The 17,200-nt window shown below is 61.2% G+C and carries 12 protein-coding genes and 2 pseudogenes; 7 read left to right on the plus strand and 7 right to left on the minus strand.

Annotated features, from left to right (window positions below; translation table 11 throughout):
• Positions 1-534 (minus strand): annotated as a pseudogene (locus BV034_RS21325) (hypothetical protein); the annotation flags it as partial.
• 611 nt (positions 535-1,145) lie between these two features.
• Between BV034_RS21325 and BV034_RS21330 the strand changes: the two are divergent.
• Complete coding sequence (locus BV034_RS21330; protein WP_050029007.1) at positions 1,146-1,964, plus strand: substrate-binding domain-containing protein; 819 nt, start codon at positions 1,146-1,148, stop codon at positions 1,962-1,964.
• A gap of 44 nt (positions 1,965-2,008) precedes the next feature.
• Here BV034_RS21330 and BV034_RS21335 read toward each other — a convergent pair whose 3' ends face one another.
• The 4 genes from BV034_RS21335 to BV034_RS21350 are packed head-to-tail and all read right to left on the minus strand — an operon-like array spanning position 2,009 to position 9,327.
• On the minus strand, positions 2,009-3,958 hold the full coding sequence (locus tag BV034_RS21335) for an OPT/YSL family transporter (protein WP_063768850.1): 1,950 nt from the start codon (positions 3,956-3,958) through the stop codon (positions 2,009-2,011).
• Positions 3,959-3,984: 26 nt separating this feature from the next.
• Positions 3,985-4,935 carry a hypothetical protein gene (locus tag BV034_RS21340; RefSeq protein ID WP_265593293.1) on the minus strand — a complete coding sequence of 317 codons (951 nt, stop codon included), beginning with the start codon at positions 4,933-4,935 and terminating at the stop codon, positions 3,985-3,987.
• A gap of 7 nt (positions 4,936-4,942) precedes the next feature.
• A complete protein-coding gene (locus BV034_RS21345) occupies positions 4,943-6,019 on the minus strand; it encodes a Glu/Leu/Phe/Val dehydrogenase dimerization domain-containing protein (RefSeq protein WP_050029010.1) in 1,077 nt (358 codons plus the stop codon).
• Between the two features lie 26 nt (positions 6,020-6,045).
• Positions 6,046-9,327, minus strand: a complete 3,282-nt coding sequence (locus tag BV034_RS21350) for a proline dehydrogenase family protein (protein ID WP_050029011.1) — start codon at positions 9,325-9,327, stop codon at positions 6,046-6,048.
• Positions 9,328-9,428: 101 nt separating this feature from the next.
• Here BV034_RS21350 and BV034_RS21355 point away from each other — a divergent pair, with 101 nt between their 5' ends.
• Positions 9,429-10,172: an AraC family transcriptional regulator gene (locus tag BV034_RS21355; RefSeq protein ID WP_050029017.1), complete on the plus strand. Its 744-nt coding sequence runs from the start codon at positions 9,429-9,431 to the stop codon at positions 10,170-10,172.
• A 38-nt stretch (positions 10,173-10,210) separates the two neighbouring features.
• On the opposite strand, the gene BV034_RS21360 is transcribed toward BV034_RS21355, so the two are convergent.
• A complete protein-coding gene (locus tag BV034_RS21360; RefSeq protein ID WP_081887996.1) occupies positions 10,211-11,500 on the minus strand; it encodes a DUF5690 family protein in 1,290 nt (429 codons plus the stop codon).
• A 76-nt stretch (positions 11,501-11,576) separates the two neighbouring features.
• On the opposite strand from BV034_RS21360, the gene BV034_RS21365 reads away from it, so the two are divergent.
• The 5 genes from BV034_RS21365 to BV034_RS21385 all read left to right on the plus strand — a co-directional run bounded on the left by BV034_RS21365 (position 11,577) and on the right by BV034_RS21385 (position 16,468).
• Positions 11,577-12,734: a TIGR03364 family FAD-dependent oxidoreductase gene (locus BV034_RS21365; RefSeq protein ID WP_050029013.1), complete on the plus strand. Its 1,158-nt coding sequence runs from the start codon at positions 11,577-11,579 to the stop codon at positions 12,732-12,734.
• 15 nt (positions 12,735-12,749) lie between these two features.
• Positions 12,750-13,751: an alkaline phosphatase gene (locus BV034_RS21370; RefSeq protein WP_050029014.1), complete on the plus strand. Its 1,002-nt coding sequence runs from the start codon at positions 12,750-12,752 to the stop codon at positions 13,749-13,751.
• Between the two features lie 224 nt (positions 13,752-13,975).
• Positions 13,976-14,950: a 2-enoyl thioester reductase domain-containing protein gene (locus BV034_RS21375; RefSeq protein ID WP_050029015.1), complete on the plus strand. Its 975-nt coding sequence runs from the start codon at positions 13,976-13,978 to the stop codon at positions 14,948-14,950.
• 181 nt (positions 14,951-15,131) lie between these two features.
• A complete protein-coding gene (locus BV034_RS21380) occupies positions 15,132-15,389 on the plus strand; it encodes a twin-arginine translocase TatA/TatE family subunit (RefSeq protein ID WP_009961081.1) in 258 nt (85 codons plus the stop codon).
• A gap of 59 nt (positions 15,390-15,448) precedes the next feature.
• Entirely contained in the window at positions 15,449-16,468 is a 1,020-nt protein-coding gene (locus tag BV034_RS21385; protein ID WP_050029016.1) for an endonuclease/exonuclease/phosphatase family protein, read from the plus strand.
• Between the two features lie 69 nt (positions 16,469-16,537).
• Here BV034_RS21385 and BV034_RS21390 read toward each other — a convergent pair.
• A pseudogene (locus BV034_RS21390) lies at positions 16,538-17,200 on the minus strand (gfo/Idh/MocA family oxidoreductase); the annotation flags it as partial.

Here is a 17,200-nt window from a genome sequence, read left to right on the forward strand (position 1 = left end):
GCTGGTGTTGGTCGTCCAGAGATCTGTACTGGTGGTAAACACCGTCTGTGAAGTGGCCAGATTCACCAGATCCACCCGGTACTGATACGAGTCCCCGTTGGTATCGCCGATAAAGTTGAATCCGCCTACCAACACTCCGCTGGCGGCGGTGGGAGTGAAGGTGATGGAGAAGACGCTGTTGATCTGCGATCCATCCATCTGCAGCGCGCCACCTCCGGCGTTTCCGCCCGACCCGCTCCACGTGTGCGACTGCCACGCGTTGGCAGCACTCCCGCCGGTGGCGGACCAGGTCAACCCAATGCCGGGCGTCCCCACGATCCCCACTACCCCCGGAGAGGTGGCGAACACCGCACTTCCCGGTGTCCCCAGGCTTACATTGTCGCCAAACGTCGCTGGCAGATTGGCGTTGCTGGCAGGTTGACCATTGGCATTCGGTGAATTCGCCAGAATCACCGTAGCGGCAGAGGAACGTGTGGTCAGGCCACCCAGCCCGGCAAGGATCAAGACAGCATGACAGACAGGTAGGAGTCGCATAAGAGATGGCTTCAGGAAGTCGCGACCTCACACCTGGGTCCGCGCAGTTTGCTCCGCGTTGGGAGCATGCCTTGGCCGCCGTGCCCGTCATTTCGCAAATTGGACAGACCTGGAGGCAAAATCGCCACCGACATCACGCGATTGTAACAATGCGTCATTGCCCGGGACGGGGATTCAGGCTTTTTACTCAAGTCGATGTCCCGCCTGCCGTCACCGGAGTTCCCCCCTTCCCTGGCTCTGCCACGAGTAGGCGTGAGATTCCCTTCCTGGATCACTTTTCAGCGCGGAGTGTTCGATGGCATCCTGAAGTTCATGCAGGCACACGAGCCGTGGGTCATCGAGGCCCCCATTGACTCCGGTGGGGAGTTGGCCCCGGTGGTCATCGGTCCACGATGGCGCGGAGACGGTCTCATTGTCTTTCGCTACACATCGCAGGAGGCGACAGCCTGGCGCAAGGCCGGCATCCCGGTGGTGAACCTCAGCACAGAACGTCTGGGTGGGGTGTTCCCAAGCGTCGTGCCCGACAACGAAGGCGGCGGAGCCGCAGCCGCGAAGCACCTGCTTACGTTGGGGCTGCGCAACTTGCCTACGTGGGCCGGGCAACACCGTTTGTGGACGATGGTCTCACCGGCCTGGGTGTCGCCAGACGATACTCGCAGGAGCGGGAGGCCGGTTTCAGGAAAGCACTTGAGGAGGCGGGGTTCACTCCCCTGGTCTTCCAGGTGTCCACCCGGCGGAATGACGGTCCCGTCTGGGAGGAGTTGCAAGAGACTTACACCGGCCTGCTTCAGGCCCTGCCGCGTCCTTGCGGCGTCTTCGCGGCGGATGACATGCTGGCCCACGGACTGCTCCAGGCTGCCCAGTCGAGCGGAGCGCGAGTGCCGCAGGATGTGGCCCTGGTAGGCTTCAATGACCAGTCGCACTTCTGCCAGGCAGCCACACCTCCTCTCAGCAGTGTCACCTACCCGGGTGAGGCCATCGGGCTGCGTGCAGCCGAGGCACTCTACGCCCTCATGCAAGGACTCCCCGCCCCAGGCGGCCACATTCAGCGGGTGCCAGTGAGCGGGGTCACCATCCGGGAGAGCACAAATGTGTTGTCCATCCGCGACCCCCTGGTGGCCTCGGCGGTAAGGTTGATCCGAAAACAGGCTGCGGCCACCGCCCCACGTGTGGGAGAGATTGCGGACCAGCTGGGCGTCTCCGCAAGCCTGCTGCGGCAGCGCTTTCTAGAAGCATTGGGCATCAGCCCCAAAGAGGAGGTGGACCGCGCCAGGCTCGACATCATCCGGCACTGGCTCACCACCACCAAGCTGGGTCCAGGAGATATCGCTGCTAAAACGGGCTTTCTGGATGCGGCAGAACTCCGCCGGTTCTTCCGACGTGGCACGGGACAGACGCTGCAGGACTTCCGTGCCGCCTTCAAGGCGTGAGCCAACATGGACCCTCCATACTGGCTGTAACACCTCGAACCCTCTTATCGGCCCAAAAATCCGGCCACCGTACAGAGGATGGCGATGATGGCGGCCACGAGCGACTCCCCTGCCACGAGACCCGACGCCACGGGGATGCAGAAGGTCTCCGCCTGCTTCGGGCGCAGCCACCCCCACAACATCGCCAACGCCGCCCCCAGCGCAAAGGAGAGACCGTTCTGAAAAGGTATGACCAGTCCCAATCCCAGTCCCATCGCTGATGGCAGATAAGGACGGACGCGGGGCAGGAGTTTTTCCAATACGGGCAGGGCCACCCCGATGACTGCCCCCACTACCATGGCGACGATGGCGGTCTGCGGGAGCATATGCACACCTTGAGTCAGCAGATCGCACACTGCCTTCCACATGTTGGCGGCGGGTGGATTGTACGCTTCCAGCGCCGCCTTGTCCGGCACCAGTGCGTACCACGCCGGCACGATCGCCAGGGTGCCAAAGAACACCCCACAGAACTGGGCGATGAACTGCTTCCTCGGATTGGCACCGAGGAGATAACCGCTTTTGAGATCCGTCAGCAAATCCGAGGCACTGGCTCCTGCAGCCGCCGTCATGCCGGCAGACATGAGATTGATCGTGGCATTGCCGGCGGATCCCGGCATCATGGCATACACCAGCTGCGTGACTTTGCCCATGGCGCCCATGGGTGTGGTGTCTGTCTCGCCCGTGGCCCGGCAGCAGACCAGTGCCACTAGCAGAGACATCACCACCGCCAGAATGCCCAGCGGAATGGAGATATGGAACGCCAGCCATTGCACGAGCACCAAGGCCAGGCCCACCGGGAGCACTCCGATGATCAACCAGGAAAAAGGCACTTCGATCCGAGCCAAGGGGTCAGTATCCCCTGCTCCACCGCGACGCGCCCGCCCTGCCCGGAAAGCGCGCATCAGAGTCGGCCATTGTAGGGCCACAGAGGTCAGGCTGGAAAAGACCATGATCGCCGTCCCGCCCCACAGGGCCCAGCGCACCGGATTGATCATGCCATGCGAGGCCGTTAGAGAGGGCACATAACCAGCCACGCCCACCTGGGCCAGGTCATGCTCCATCAGCCAAGGCACCAACCCAAAATAGAGCACTGCGGATGCTGCCAGCATGGAGAGCGAAACGCGCAGACCCACAATCATCCCTGCCCCGATGAGCAAGACACTGGGCTCAAAGGCGAAGCCCGCGAGGCTCACCCCTCGCCAGCTCTGAAGCCATGTTGGCAGAGCCAGCGACTCCGGAATGCCCACCGCGCGAAGCAGGCTTTCCAGCCAGGCCTGTGGACGACCAGTGTGGCGCAGTTGCTCGGTCAGCGCCCCTGCCGTTCTCAGAAATCCCACCACACCCCCCATCGCCAGAGAGATGAGCAGCGACCACGCCTTGTGCATCGCCGTCACTCCCTCGGCATAGAGACTGCGGAGCGTCTCCGCTGCCGCGATGCCACTGGGGAACGGCAGCTGCTCGTGATTGATCATCTGCCGCTTCATGGGTATGGCCAGCAGCACCCCCAGCAGGGCTGTGAGCAACACCATGGCCCCCAGCACATACCACGGCTGGTGCATCCCCGTCGTCAGCAGCAGGGCGCCAAAGGCGGTGCCCACCGTGCCTCCCGTGGAGTAGCCCGCAGCTGAAGCGGTGGACTGCATGCAGTTGTTCTCCAGCAGACTCATGCGGGAAAGCCTGCCCCCACTGAGCCCACGCAACCCATTCCACAGGATATAGGAAAGAACACAAGCCGTGATCGCCACCCCAAACGCCCAGCCCAGCTTGAGCGTGGTGTAGAGATTGGAAAGGGACATGAACATCCCCAGGACTCCCCCCACCAGCACGGCGCGAAAAGTCAATTGTGACTGGGAGTCACCCTGGTAAACATGTTCGTACCAGTATCGATCCAGTTCTTCTGGGGTCGCATTCGCAGGAGGTTCAGGAGAGGCGGCAGGAGCAGCGGGAGCGTGCATGAAGACAGCTTTTGGTAGTTTCCTAGTCAGCTCCCCAAATCCGCCGTTTTCACCCCTAGGATGATCTCATGTCGGCGCTGCGACTCATCCCGCTTGAAGATCGGCCCCACTTCCACCACACAGTCGTCCCCTGCCGCGCGCACCCAGGCGCAGTCGGGAGAATCGGGCCCGCCCTTGTCAGGGTAATAGGCATGAACTTTCTTCAAGGCCACTGTCGTTCCATTGATTCGGGGACGGCCAAAGGTCACCTTCACTTTGGGAATGCCGGACTGGGGAATCTTCGCCGTGCTATACACCTCTACAAAGGCGGAGTGTTTGCCCCAGTAGGTGAAATCCGTCCCCTCAAAACGCAGGCTGCCCACCTCATGCACCAGACCTTCCGCATCCTTTACGTGGCAGTGAAACCAGGTGCACTCTTTTCCATCCACCATTTCTCGCTCGCCTGCCACCACTTGATAGGTGTAGGTTCCCGCCTTCCAGGAAAATGGTCGTCTCACACTGCAGAATTCGCCTTCATACCCGGCACTCTCGCACAGTCCGTCGGCCTCCACCCGCACATGTCCCAGCCCGATGGGAGCCTTCTTGTCATGGGACCAGCGCGAGAAGATCGCCCCCTTTCCACGATGCACCCGGTCACGGCTCTCCTTTGTCGCCCAGCCGTTGATGTTTGTCTGAAGTCCACCGTAGAAGGAAAGTCCGTTGATTTCCGCAATTCCCACCGGGGAAACGTACAGATTGTAATCCGAGGAAACATCGCGGTCGATCGTCACGTCCATCTCCAGGGCGGTAAAGTGTTCCACGGGAGCCTCGAAGTCCCACCAGATATTCGCCACATGCCAGGGCAGCCTGGGCAGGGAGACACCAGCCGCACGGGCCATCTCTTCGGGAGAAGGCTGCTGACAGGGATCACTTTCGGCAGCAAAAGCGATGCCCACGAACATCGCGAGCCCGGCAAGGGGAATGAGGATGGATTTCATCGATTCTTTAGACAACTGTGGTTCCGTGAACGGGCATCGCCAGGGCATGTGGGCCGCGGTTCAACCGGATCTCGGCCAGCCGCATGGCAGCCTGGTGCGGCAGCAGACCTTCGGCATCTGCGATCTCAAACACGCGGTTCACATTGTGACGGATGTTCTCTGTCAGTTGCAGTGCGCGGTTGCGATCATAGCCGCCCTCTCGCTCTACCGAGATATTGATGATGCCGCCTGCATTGGCGACGAAGTCCGGGACATATACGATGTCGCGCTTTTGCAACGCCAGCCCATCACGGTCCTCATCCAGCAACTGGTTGTTGGCCGCGCCCGCCACCACTTTGCAACGCAGCAGCGGAATGGTTTCAGGATTCAACGTCGCCCCCAGTGCGCAGGGAGCATACACATCCACCGGTCGGCTGTACACTTCAGCTGCCGTCGCAAGGCGCGCCCCTGCCACCACCGCATCACGCAGGGAGTCGTCCCTCACATCATGGGCAAACACGACAGCGCCCTCCTTGCGGAGCAGTCTGACCAGGGCCAGTCCCACGTGACCGGTGCCCTGCACCATCACTTTGCGACCTGACAACTCCTCACTGCCCGTGGCCCGTTTCAGACCTGCCTTGATGCTGAGGAAGGTGCCATAGGCCGTGAAGGGCGAGGGATCCCCGCTCTGCCCCGCCAGCCCTGCCACATGGGATGTGGTCTCACCGATGATGCTGATGTCCCGGGTCCCAATGCCCACATCCTCCGCAGTGATGTAACAACCACCCAACAGTTCCACAAACTGGCCGAAGCGGCGCAGAAGGGCATCCGACTTTTCCCGGCGACTGTCGCCAATGATCACTGCCTTGCCGCCTCCCAGGTTCAGCCCGGCTGCGGCTGCCTTGTAGGTCATGCCCCGTGCCAGGCGGAGCACATCAACCTGCGCCTCCTCTTCCGTGGCATAGTTCCACATCCGCACCCCACCAAGGGCCGGACCAAGACGCGTGTCATGCACCGCAATGATGGCGCGCAATCCCGTGGCGGGATCCATGCACACTTGCACCGTTTCATGCCCCGTCTGCACGGGGAACAGGGAATTTTCCATAGTCGGGATAGAACAATGCGTATCAATCAGGCAGTCACTTGCACCATGACCGGAGACTTGGAAGGTGGGACGACCTTTTCCAAATTGGCCCCGCTCGCACCTGCGGACATCTGCCCGTAGCGATGCAGGGTCTGGCTCAGGCTTTGCTCCCTCACCCACCGGACAAGCTCGGTGCGACCCTCGGCCACAAAGGGAGCATCGATCCAGTTCAACCCCGCTGCATGAGCCGCAGCTAAAGCGGCATCCGAGGGCGGCTCCACGGTTCGAAGAAACTCGCTCTTTCCGGCCAGGACAGGCAGCCGTGCGATGAACTGCGCCTCGCTCTCTTGGGAGGCCAGGCTCACGTGCAACGGGACGCCGCTGGTCATTGCTGCCAGCCGGGCCAGTTCCAGCACCGTGGCATCCTCGCGCTCCAGTCTGAGCACCACACCCCGACACGGCCGATAGCGGAAGATGTTGGACTCACACCGGAGACCGGAGGGATCATGCTCCTGGGCAAAGTGAATGCCCCAAGCCTGACCGTAGTTTGCGGCGACGGCGTTCAATGCCACCGGGCGTGCATCGGCGAATTTCAGGAAGAGTCCAACGTAGTTGGGCCCGCCTGCTTTGGCCCCGGGGCCGATGGAAGACCGCTTCCATCCCCCGAAAGGCTGCCGCTGAACAATGGCCCCGGTGATGGATCGATTCACATAGGCATTGCCCACTTCAGTTCGTTTCCGCCACACTGCGATCTCATGGTCATCCAGGCTGTGAATGCCACCCGTGAGGCCGAAATCATTGTCGTTCTGGATGCGGATGGCGTCATTGAAATCCTCTGCACGCATCAGTCCAAGCACCGGGCCAAAGCACTCTGTCTTGTGAAACCAGGAGCCCGGTTTCACCCCCAGCTTGATACCTGGAGACCAGAGACACGGGTTGAGCAGGTCCTGACGCGGTTCGAGGAGCCACTCCTCCCCCTCCTCCAGGGTTGTCAGCGCCCGTTTCAACGCCGGCGATGCCTCCCGGATCAAAGGAGTCACCACGCTGGCGGCGCTCGTAGCATCCCCCACCCTCAGACTTGCGGCCGCATCCCGCAACTGTCTGCGGAAAGCAGGGTCGTCATACACCTCCGCCTCCAGGATGGCCAGGCTGGCAGCGCTGCACTTCTGCCCGGCATGTCCAAATGCAGATTTCACCAGATCTTTGATGGCCAGATCCCGGTCCGCCTGCGCCGTGATGATCAGGGAGTTCTTGCCACTGGTCTCCGCATAGAGGCGCAGAGACGGCCTCCAGCTCTGGAAGAGCTGGGCGGTCTCGTATCCGCCAGTGAGGATCACGGCCGCAGTACGAGCATCGGTAATGAGTGCCTGCCCCACCGCCCCGTCTTCACAAGGGAAGAACTGAAGCACCTCCCTCGGCACGCCCCCGCGCCAGAGCTGCTGCACCAACAGCCAGGCCGTCGCCTGCGTCTCCGGTGCCGGCTTGAAGATCACGCTGTTCCCCGCCATAAGCGCCGCGAGCACGCCTCCGCAGGGGATGGCATAGGGGAAGTTCCAAGGTGGCGTCACCACCACTGTCCCCAGGGCAGAGGCCTGCACCCGTGGGCTGGGACGATAACCCGCATAGTACCGGGCAAAATCAATCGCCTCTGACACCTCGGCATCCGCTTCCGCCGCCGCCTTCCTTCCTTCATGCACGAGTATGGCGATGGCCTGAAATCTCCCGGCCGACATCTCCTCTGCACAACTCCGGAGCACTTCACCTCTTTCCTCGAACCCCAGGCTCTCCCAGGACGCCTGGGCCGCAACGGCTGTCTGCAGCACTGCTTCACACCCGTCCACTCCCACCTTGGGCACGACGGGGAGTTTGAAGCTCGTGAGCGACCGGGCCAGCTGTTCCCTCTCGCTGGCTTGGGTCCAGTCTGTGTCCGGAGCGTTCTCAAAGCCCCCGCGCTCCACTGACTTGGACTGCGCCCGATAGGATCCGGCGAAGACGCGATGACGCATCTCCCATCCAGTCAGGAAGCGCTGCTCCTGCCGGTGCCAGGCATCACTTCCCGGCTCCAGAGCAAACAAGTCCCGCAGGAAATTTTCCGGCGAAGTGTTCTCATCCAGCCGGCGCACCAGATAGGCCATGGCGCTGTGGAAGTCGGCCCGTTTCACGATCGGGGCGTACACCAGCAGCCCGCCTGCCTCCTCCTGCACGACCCGTGCTTGAGGATTGGCCATGCCTTCCAGCATCTCCAGCTCCACCAATGGCGAGAGCCCCGGTTGCTGGCGCATCTCCAGCGCCAGCGCGATGTCGAAGAGATTGTGACTCGCCACACCCAGGCGAACAGCCCGGGCATTTTCCGGTCGACATCCAAACTCCAGCATGCGGCGGAAATTCGCGTCCGTCTCTGTCTTGCTGGCATAGGGGGCAGCGTTCCACCCATGGAGCTCCGCGTCCACCTGCTCCATTGCCAGATTGGCTCCTTTAACCAGGCGGAGCTTCGCGGGGGCCCCTCCGCCAACCACCCGCATCCTGGCCCACTTGGTCAGCTCCTGTTGCGCCTTCCAGGAGTCCGGCAGATACGCCTGGAGGACGATACCCGCACGCAGACCGAAGAACTCCGGTTCGTTGAGTGTGCGCTGGATGGCCGCGAGCGTCAGTTCCAGATCGCGGTACTCCTCCATGTCCAGATTCACGAACTTGTTCCCCGGCAGAGCCGCCCGGTACAACCGCCGCAGCCGCTGCTGCACGGCTTCCAGCGTGCCTTCCCAGTCCACAAGATTGATCTGGCTGAAGATGGCAGAGATCTTTACCGAAACGTAGTTCACCTCCGGCTGGGCCAGCAGTTCAAGGATGGCTTCCAGGCGGTGATTCGCCTCCTCCTCGCCCAACACGGCTTCGCCCAACTGGTTCAAATTCACCCGCGTGCCACGACGCGTGCGCACCTCCAGATAGCGTCGCAGCGGCCCTTTCTCCCCCGCCAGAATCACCCTGGCACTGTCCTTCCGGAGTTGTCGGGCCACTGCCGGCATGACCACTCCAGGCAGCCATCTGGACGCCAGCCCAGCCACTTTCATCAGCCCCCGCTGCACCGGAGTGAGGTAAGCCGGAGCGCCGAACTTCTGCAAAAGCTCCCGAAAGCGTCTGGCTTGCTGGATGGGATGATGACTCCGGAAAACCCGGTCCACCATCTCCAGGGTGAACGCCTTTCCACGTTCGTCGTCCACCATACCGGAGAGCCGGGAAGCCTCCGCCCGCTCGGCTGCAGACGGTTCTTTGACAGCGGCGGCAAGCAGTTGGGCCGCCCGGACCACGGCACGTGAGCTGATCTCAGTCATGTGCGAAGGTGATCCGAATTCCGCTGGCGGTCTTGGCATTTTCCGTTATATTGGATGCCGAATTTGCACAATTCGTTTTTTCACGCTCCAATATTCCTCCCGTGAAGAGTCCCGACTCCCTTCGTGAATCCGTCTTTGACGCCGCTCCTGCTCTCATCGTGGCCGAGAAACTTTTCGAGGGCATGGAGGACGCCGTCTTCTGCGTCAAAAACCGCAACCGCGAATACATCGCCGTGAACCGTGCTCTCGTCCGCCGTGTGGGGGCCACTGGCAAGTCTTCGCTCCTTGGTCGTACGGCCCGTGAGCTCTTCCCCCCACTGCTGGCCGCAGGCTACGAACAACAGGACGATCTGGTGTTGAAGACCGGCCAGGAAATCCATGACCGCCTTGAGATGGTGACCAATCCAGATGGCAGTCCGGGCTGGTACCTCGCCCAGAAAGTGCCTGTGCATGACACCCATGGCCGCGTGATTGGGCTGGCAGGCATCTCCCGCGATCTTCGCGCTCCCGCTGACAGCGATCCCAGGCTGGGAGTCATCGGCACAATCATCGAGCGTATCCAGCGCGACTACGCAGAATCTCTCCGGATCGATGACCTGGCACAAAGTGTGAAGATGTCGCTCAGCCAGCTGGAGCGCCGCATGCAAGCTGTGCTGAAACTCTCGCCACGGCAGTTTCTGACCAAGACCCGAATCGATGCCGCAGCCGCCATGCTGCGCGCGAGCAGCGCCGCCATGGGCACGATTGCCACTGACTGCGGATTCTATGACCAGGCCATGTTTTGTCGTCAATTCCGTGCCGCGACCGGGCTGACTCCCGGGCAATATCGTGAGGCGAAGCTGTAGCCAGCTGTTGTTTCCTCCGAAACCCCGTTTCATGTACTTCACTGCTCACGGTGTTGCCTGGGTTTCAGGAAGTAACATGCACCAGAGAGGGTCAGCACTGCCACCAGGACCGCCTGCACATAGCTCCCCTCCACCAGCATCAGGGACCACGGCACCCGCCACTCTTTCACGAACCGGCTCAGATAGATCGCGACCGTGCTCAAGTAGCCAAACGCGTCCCCAATGCTGATCAGAAACGCGGCTGTGCCCGCATGCCGCAACACCGCCAGCAACCGGTCATACATCAAGCTCTGAAAGGGCACAAAGGCCAGATAGGTGCCGAATCCTGTGGCCACCAGCCAGGCTTGGGGCCCCAGACTGCCCCGCTGAAAAAGCCATGTCCCCACCCCCGCAATCACAGGACCAACCACAATCAAAACCGCATTGGCGATCAATGCCTTCCGGTTGTCCTGCACCCATCGCAGCCAGAAGAGCGACACAATGACCAGGGAGCCAACGATGGTTTCCAAGCCGGAAAACACTCCGGGATCGCCGCGATAGCCCTGCTCCTTCAGCACCTCCGTCATAAAGGTGTCCCGCACATCGCGATAGGTCATCAAGCACAGGTAGGCGCCGGTGAAGCACACAATCCCTGGCCACCAGCGCCGCAGAAACTCGCGCCGAGCGTGCTTGTCCATCGGGTGTCGCGCCATCCTCGCAGCTTGATCCTCAGCGTCGGGGGGCGGCATTCGCCCCAACACCGCCACTGCCACCAAGAGCAGCGGAACAAACAGAAGCCCGGTGACCAGCGGCATCCAAAACTCCGGCACCCCGAAACGAAGCAGCCAGCCCCCGGCGCTCTTCACCCATCCGGAAGCAAAGATGACGCTTAAACTCATGCCCAGCCCCAGAAACTCTGTCACCCGTCGCCCTTCCAAAAAGCCAAACACCAGGCCCCAAATCATCCCCAGTGGCAGTCCATTCAGAAGCAGACCCACCACGTTCCAAGGAGCAGGCAGCACGGCAAACACCAGCAATCCAAAGGCCGCAATGCCGATCAGCCCAAGGATCATCGACACCCGGCGGGCCGCAGGCGTCTCGGACACCACCTTGATGCCGACGAACTTCGACAACATGTACCCCAGAATCTGCACCGCCACCGCCACACTCTTGTAGTCGGCACCCCAGAGGGTGAGATCATCATAGGTCGCCACCGTGAAAGGGCGTCGAAAGGCATACATGGAGGTGTAGGTGGCAAAGGCCGCCGCAGCGGCCGCCAGCGTGACCAGTCCAGCACGAGGCTTCCGCTTTGTTTCTCCATTTTGCATCTCTGGCTGGCGAAGTTGCATGTTGTCGCATCCTGCGCGGAGACGGAACGTGCCGCACTGCGCACTTTCACGATCAGCCTGCGCAAATTCGCCAGCCATGCAGAATCTCCATTCAGAACGGGTCGTCATCGTCGGCAGCGGCATCATCGGCCTCACCCACGCCCTCACCGCCCTGGAAGCGGGTTGCAAAGTCACCTTGGTGGAGCGCAACAGCCGCCCCCTGGGAGCGTCCGTACGCAACTTCGGCACCATCTGGCCGGTGGGATTGTCGTTTGGCAAAGAACGCGCTCAGGCGCTCCGTGGAGTGCAACGGTGGAAAGAACTGGCCCGCGACGCCGGGTTCATTGCAGACGCCTGCGGTTCCCTGAGTCTCGCTTATCGGAACGAGGCCTGGTCAGTACTGCAGGAATTCGCTTTTCTGCCGGACTCGGCCCCAGAAGGCTTTGAGTTGTTGTCGCCAGAGGAGACGATCAAGCGACATCCCCTGGCCAACCCCGAGGGGCTGCAGGGAGCTCTCTTCAGCCCCCACGAGCTTTGCATCCAGTCCGCCAGCGCTCTCAACGCTCTGGTGGCCCATCTGAAAAGCCTGGGGGTCAATTTCCTGAACCAAGCCTGTGCCATCAAGGTCCACGATGACGCAGTGGAACTGGCCGACGGTCGGATCCTGCCTTTTGACCGGTGCGTGATCGCGGCGGGAGAAGAGATGCAGATTCTCTTCCCCAGAGAACTGGCGGCGGCCCATGTCCGCCGTTGCCAGTTGCAAATGATGCGCACCAGTCCGGTCAACCAGCGCCTGGGGACTATCATGGTCAGCGACCTCACCCTCGCCCACTATCCGGCGTTTCAGGACTGTCCCACCATGGCCGACTTGCAGGCGATCCTGCACGACACCATGCCAGAACATCACCAGTGGGGAGTGCATGTCATTGCCGCGCAGCACGCGGATGGCACACTCACCCTGGGAGACTCTCATGAGTACGGTCCCGACTTTACTCCAGACAACTGGAGCCGGGTCAACGACCTCGTGCTGGGCTATCTCTCCACCTTCACCCGGCTACCATCCTATCGGATCGACTCAAGATGGCACGGAGTGTATCTCAAGAGCACCATCGGCCAGACTCAGGTAGTGCTCCAGCCACGTGAAAGAGTCACCATGGTCACCGCCATGGGCGGGCTGGGCATGACATTGTCCTGGGGCCTCGCCGAGCGCACCATCTCCATGTGGTCGGAGTCCTGTGCCTGCACTATTTCCTAAAACTTTCCTCCGCATATGAAGATCTGGTTTCCCCTTCTGCCCCTCTTTGCCGCATTGGCCACCCTGATGGCGACCTCCGGCACCAAGCCTCCGTCCGCCTTCTCGGACAAGCATGTATTGCTGATCGGCATCGATGGACTGCGCTCGGACGCTTTGCAGCAGGCGATGGCCCGTGGCCTTGCTCCGAATCTCAAAGCCCTCGCGGAGGGAGGGACGATCACGTGGAACGCGTACGCCGGCGGAAAACTGGGCCAGCCCACCCAGCAACCCACGATCAGTGGTCCGGGTTGGGCCAGCCTATTCACTGGAGTCTGGATGGACCGGCACAACGTGGACGGCAACGCCACCCCGCCAGTGAACCAGCCCGACGTGCGCGGCTCGTATCGACTCGACCGGGCTCCTCACTTTGCCAGCCGGCTGAAGAAGGCAGTCCCTCAGGCACGCATTGCCTCTTTTTCCGCATGGGGCTGGATTGAAAACTACCTGCTAGCCGCCCAGCCCGAGGCGTTTGACGCGCATGATCGGGGCGTCGGCATCAAGTACCCGGACCGCGACCTCGATATCAAGAACAAGACTCTGCGATACCTCGAAACCACCACCCCAGATGTCCTGGTCGTGCATTTTGACCAAGCAGACGGTGCCGGCCATGCCACGGGCTTCAACACGGAAAACCCGGTTTACATGGCTGCCATCCAAAAAGTGGACGAACATGTGGGCGAGATCCTGGAGGCCCTGAAACGGTCTCAGAAATCTAGTGACCAGAAGTGGCTCATCCTCGTCACCACCGACCACGGCGGCATCGGCAAGAAGCACGGCGGCCAGAGCCCAGAAGAGCGCACCATCCCCATCATCGCCCAAGGCCCCTGCGTCGCCCAGAACCGGGTGGTGGATACCCCTCTGGGACAGACCACCATCGCCCCCACCCTCTTTCGTTACCTGGGAGTCCCCGTTTCCCCCGATTGGGGCTGGACCGACGAAGTGTTTGCCTTGGAAGCAGCCACCGCGCACAGTCCCTGAAGAATTGATGGGGAGCTTGACCCGCGCCGCAGCCGTGCGCATCCTTCAACATCATAAGCCCTTCCCGCCAGCACCCTGGATCTCCTGATTCAGATTTGCTCAGTACGCCATTTCGAGTGCCGTGAAGGACTTGCTCTGAGACACTTCTCGCCCCCAACAGATCCATCGCAGATTCTTTACGCGAAGTCTTTTCGTTGATCCTTCGACCCCGTATCTTTTCTGCCATGCGTCTCTGTTTTCACGAATCTGGAAAGCCCACGGAAGTTCTGCGCCTGGAATCCTTCGAACCTCCGGTGCCGGAGCGCCATGAAGTGAGGGTGCGGATGCTCTATGCGCCCATCAATCCGGCCGACTTGAACTACATCGAGGGCACCTACGGCCGCCAGCCCACCTTCCCGGCGGTGCCCGGCAATGAGGGTTGCGGTCGGGTCGAGGCGATCGGTGACGAGGTCGAGTCCCTCGCCGTGGGAGATCTGGTCATCGCGCTGCATCCGCTGGGCTGCTGGTCCCAATATGTGGTGGCGGCTGAGAATCGATTTGCGAAGCTCCCCGAGGACATTGATCTGGCCCAAGCGTCCATGCTGCGGGTCAATCCCACCACCGCGTGGCAGATGATCCACAACTTTCGCGAGCTCGACCTGGGCGATTTTGTGGTGCAGAACGCCGCCAATTCCGGAGTCGGCACCGCCGTCATTCAGATCGCCCGGCACCTGGGACTGAAAACCGTCAATTTCGTCCGCCGGCCCGAACTGGTGGCGGAACTCACCGAACTGGGAGGAGATGTAGTGGTGCTCGACAACGAAACCGGGGTCGCCCAGGCTCAAGCCTTGGTGGGACCGCACCCGCTCCGTCTGGCCCTCAACGCCGTGGGTGGCGACAGCGCCCTGCGACTGATGGAGATTCTCGCCCCCAAGGGGACCCTGGTCACCTACGGTGCCATGAGCCGCAGAAGCCTCAAAATTCCCAACAAATACCTGATTTTCAAGGACTTGGAAATTCGCGGTTACTGGCTGAGCCGCTGGCTCGACGAGGCCCCGCACCACGAGATCCGTACGGTTTTGCAACCCCTGGCCGATCTGATGCGCAAAGGCGTCATCAAGCTCCCAGTGGATACAATCTACCCGGTAGCCGATTTCCAGCAGGCGATAACCCACGCCTTGGAGGGCGGGCGAAACGGAAAAATCATCCTCAAGTTCTGATGAAAAGCCTCCACTAGGAAAGTCCCTTACTCAGATTACGCCTCCGACGGTTCAACCAAGTTTTGACCACTTGGTCAAATCTACCCGTGGCCCGACGGATGCGGATTACCGCACAATGAAGGGCTGTTCACCTCTGAAAGTTCCCATTGCAGCACCACGTTTCTCCCCTATGTTAAATCTAATGAGCAGTCCCTTCCTCGCAATTGGCCCCCTCGGCACCTGGGAGATGGTTATTATCGCCGTCTTGGTTCTCGTGCTTTTCGGCGCCAAGAAACTTCCTACGTTTGCCCGCAGCCTCGGCAAGAGCATGGGTGAATTCAAGAAGGCGCGTGAGGAGTTCGAACACGAACTTACCCGCGCCCAAGACGACGTCGTCAATTCTCCCGCACCTACCAAGGAGCCTGAACAGAAGCGAATTCCGACCACGACGGAAGTCTGAGTCGCCATTCGCTGAAGTTTACTTGCCATTCGTCACCGCTTCATGTTGCCTCGCGCAGCATGAAGCGGTTTCTTTTTGGGAGTCAGTGGTTTCTCGCGAGCGCCTGGTTGTGGCTGTTCGCGACCACGCCGTTGTCGGTCTACTCCCAAGCAGATTCTGCGTCTGCCGGGTTCGGCGAGCGAAACCGCATCGTCACCTTCTGCGCTTACAACCTGCGCAACTACCTGAAGATTCCCCGCTCTGTGGAGGGGGTGATCCAGGAAAAAGCTCCCAAGCCCGACAAGGAAATCGCGACGCTCGTCGAGATTCTCGCCTCGATTCAGCCCGACATTCTTGGCGTCTGCGAGATTGGTGACACCGAAGATCTGGCGGACCTGCAGGCCCGACTCAAGGCCCGCGACATCGATTTGCCTCACTCGGAGATGGGGCATGGCGGTGACCCCACCCGCAGACTGGCCCTCCTCAGCCGGTTTCCCATCACTTCGCGAAACTCTCAATCGGATCTGAGGTACCACATCGGGGACGTGATCCTCCCGATGCAACGGGGCATCCTGGACGCCACCGTCGCACTGAGACCGAACTTCGAAGTGCGGTTCTTGGGGGTCCACTTCAAGTCCCAGCGGGAGGTCCCCGGAATGGATCAGAAACTGATGCGCCGGAACGAGGCCCATCTCCTACGCCGACACATCGAGTCCATTTTGACCGCCGCGCCCGCCACCCGACTCCTCGCCTACGGCGACTTCAACGAGAGCAAACACGAAGCCGCCCTCGTGGAGATCGAAGGCGTGCCCGGCACCGATGTCTCCATGATGGATGTCCGGCTTCGCGACTCCCGCGGCGAAACGTGGACCCATTTCTGGGATGCCGCCGATCACTACTCGCGGCTCGACTATTGCTTCGTGAATCGGGCGCTTCAGAGCGACATCAAGAAACCGGAGTCTTTTGTGTATGATCCGCCAAACTTCTATGATGCAAGTGACCACCGCCCGCTGGTGATCAAGATTGATCGCGGCGCCGCGACATCTCGCGCACGGAAGAAGGTCAAAGCGACCCCGGGCGAGGCGGAAGAGCCAAGGTAGAAGAACCGTCTCCGTTCTTGCCCCAGCGCTCCCAAGGGCCGGGACAGGCCTCCAGCCTCCCGACACCCCTCAGCCGCCAACCAAAGCCAACGTCCGCTTCTGTTGTGCACTCAGATAGGCGGTATCCACAATCTGCTGACCGGTGCGGGAGATCTCCAGCGTGAGAGGACCGATCAGCGGTGCCCCCGTCTCCAGATGATGAAGTACGTGCTCAATCGGATTGCGATTGGGCGACTCCAGCACATCCACAGGCACCGCATAGCCTTCCGGACGCTCCCGGGTCTGCACAAAGAGCGTGGGTTCGTAGTCATAACACGAGATTGTCCCATCCGTGCCCTTCAGCACAAAGCCGCACTTGGGCTGGGGCTGGTGAGTCCACGGATCAGTGAAGGTTCCCCAGCGGGTCTCCGTCTTGCTCAATCCGCTCGCATACCGGATCACCGCCACCGCGTGCTCGTCCACCTCCAGTCCCGGGGTTTCATCCCAGGTGCAGGTCACCTCAATGGGCTTCCGACCACCCAGATGCCATGTGCCCAAGGTCGTGCCGTAGCCCATGTAGTCCAGCAGGGATCCACCCCCCAACGACTTGCTGTAAAACCAACTGGCAGCCTTCTCCTCTGAGGTAGGCTCTTTGTCGATCTTGTCCGCACCGTGGTAGAGCGGCCCGCGGTTGCCACCATGGTGGTGAAACTCCCTCACCTCGCCGATCAAGCCCTCTTGGACCAGCCGATG

Origin of the sequence: Verrucomicrobium sp. BvORR034 (assembly GCF_000739635.1) — a bacterium.
In the GTDB taxonomy this organism is placed as follows: Bacteria; Verrucomicrobiota; Verrucomicrobiia; order Verrucomicrobiales; family Verrucomicrobiaceae; genus Verrucomicrobium.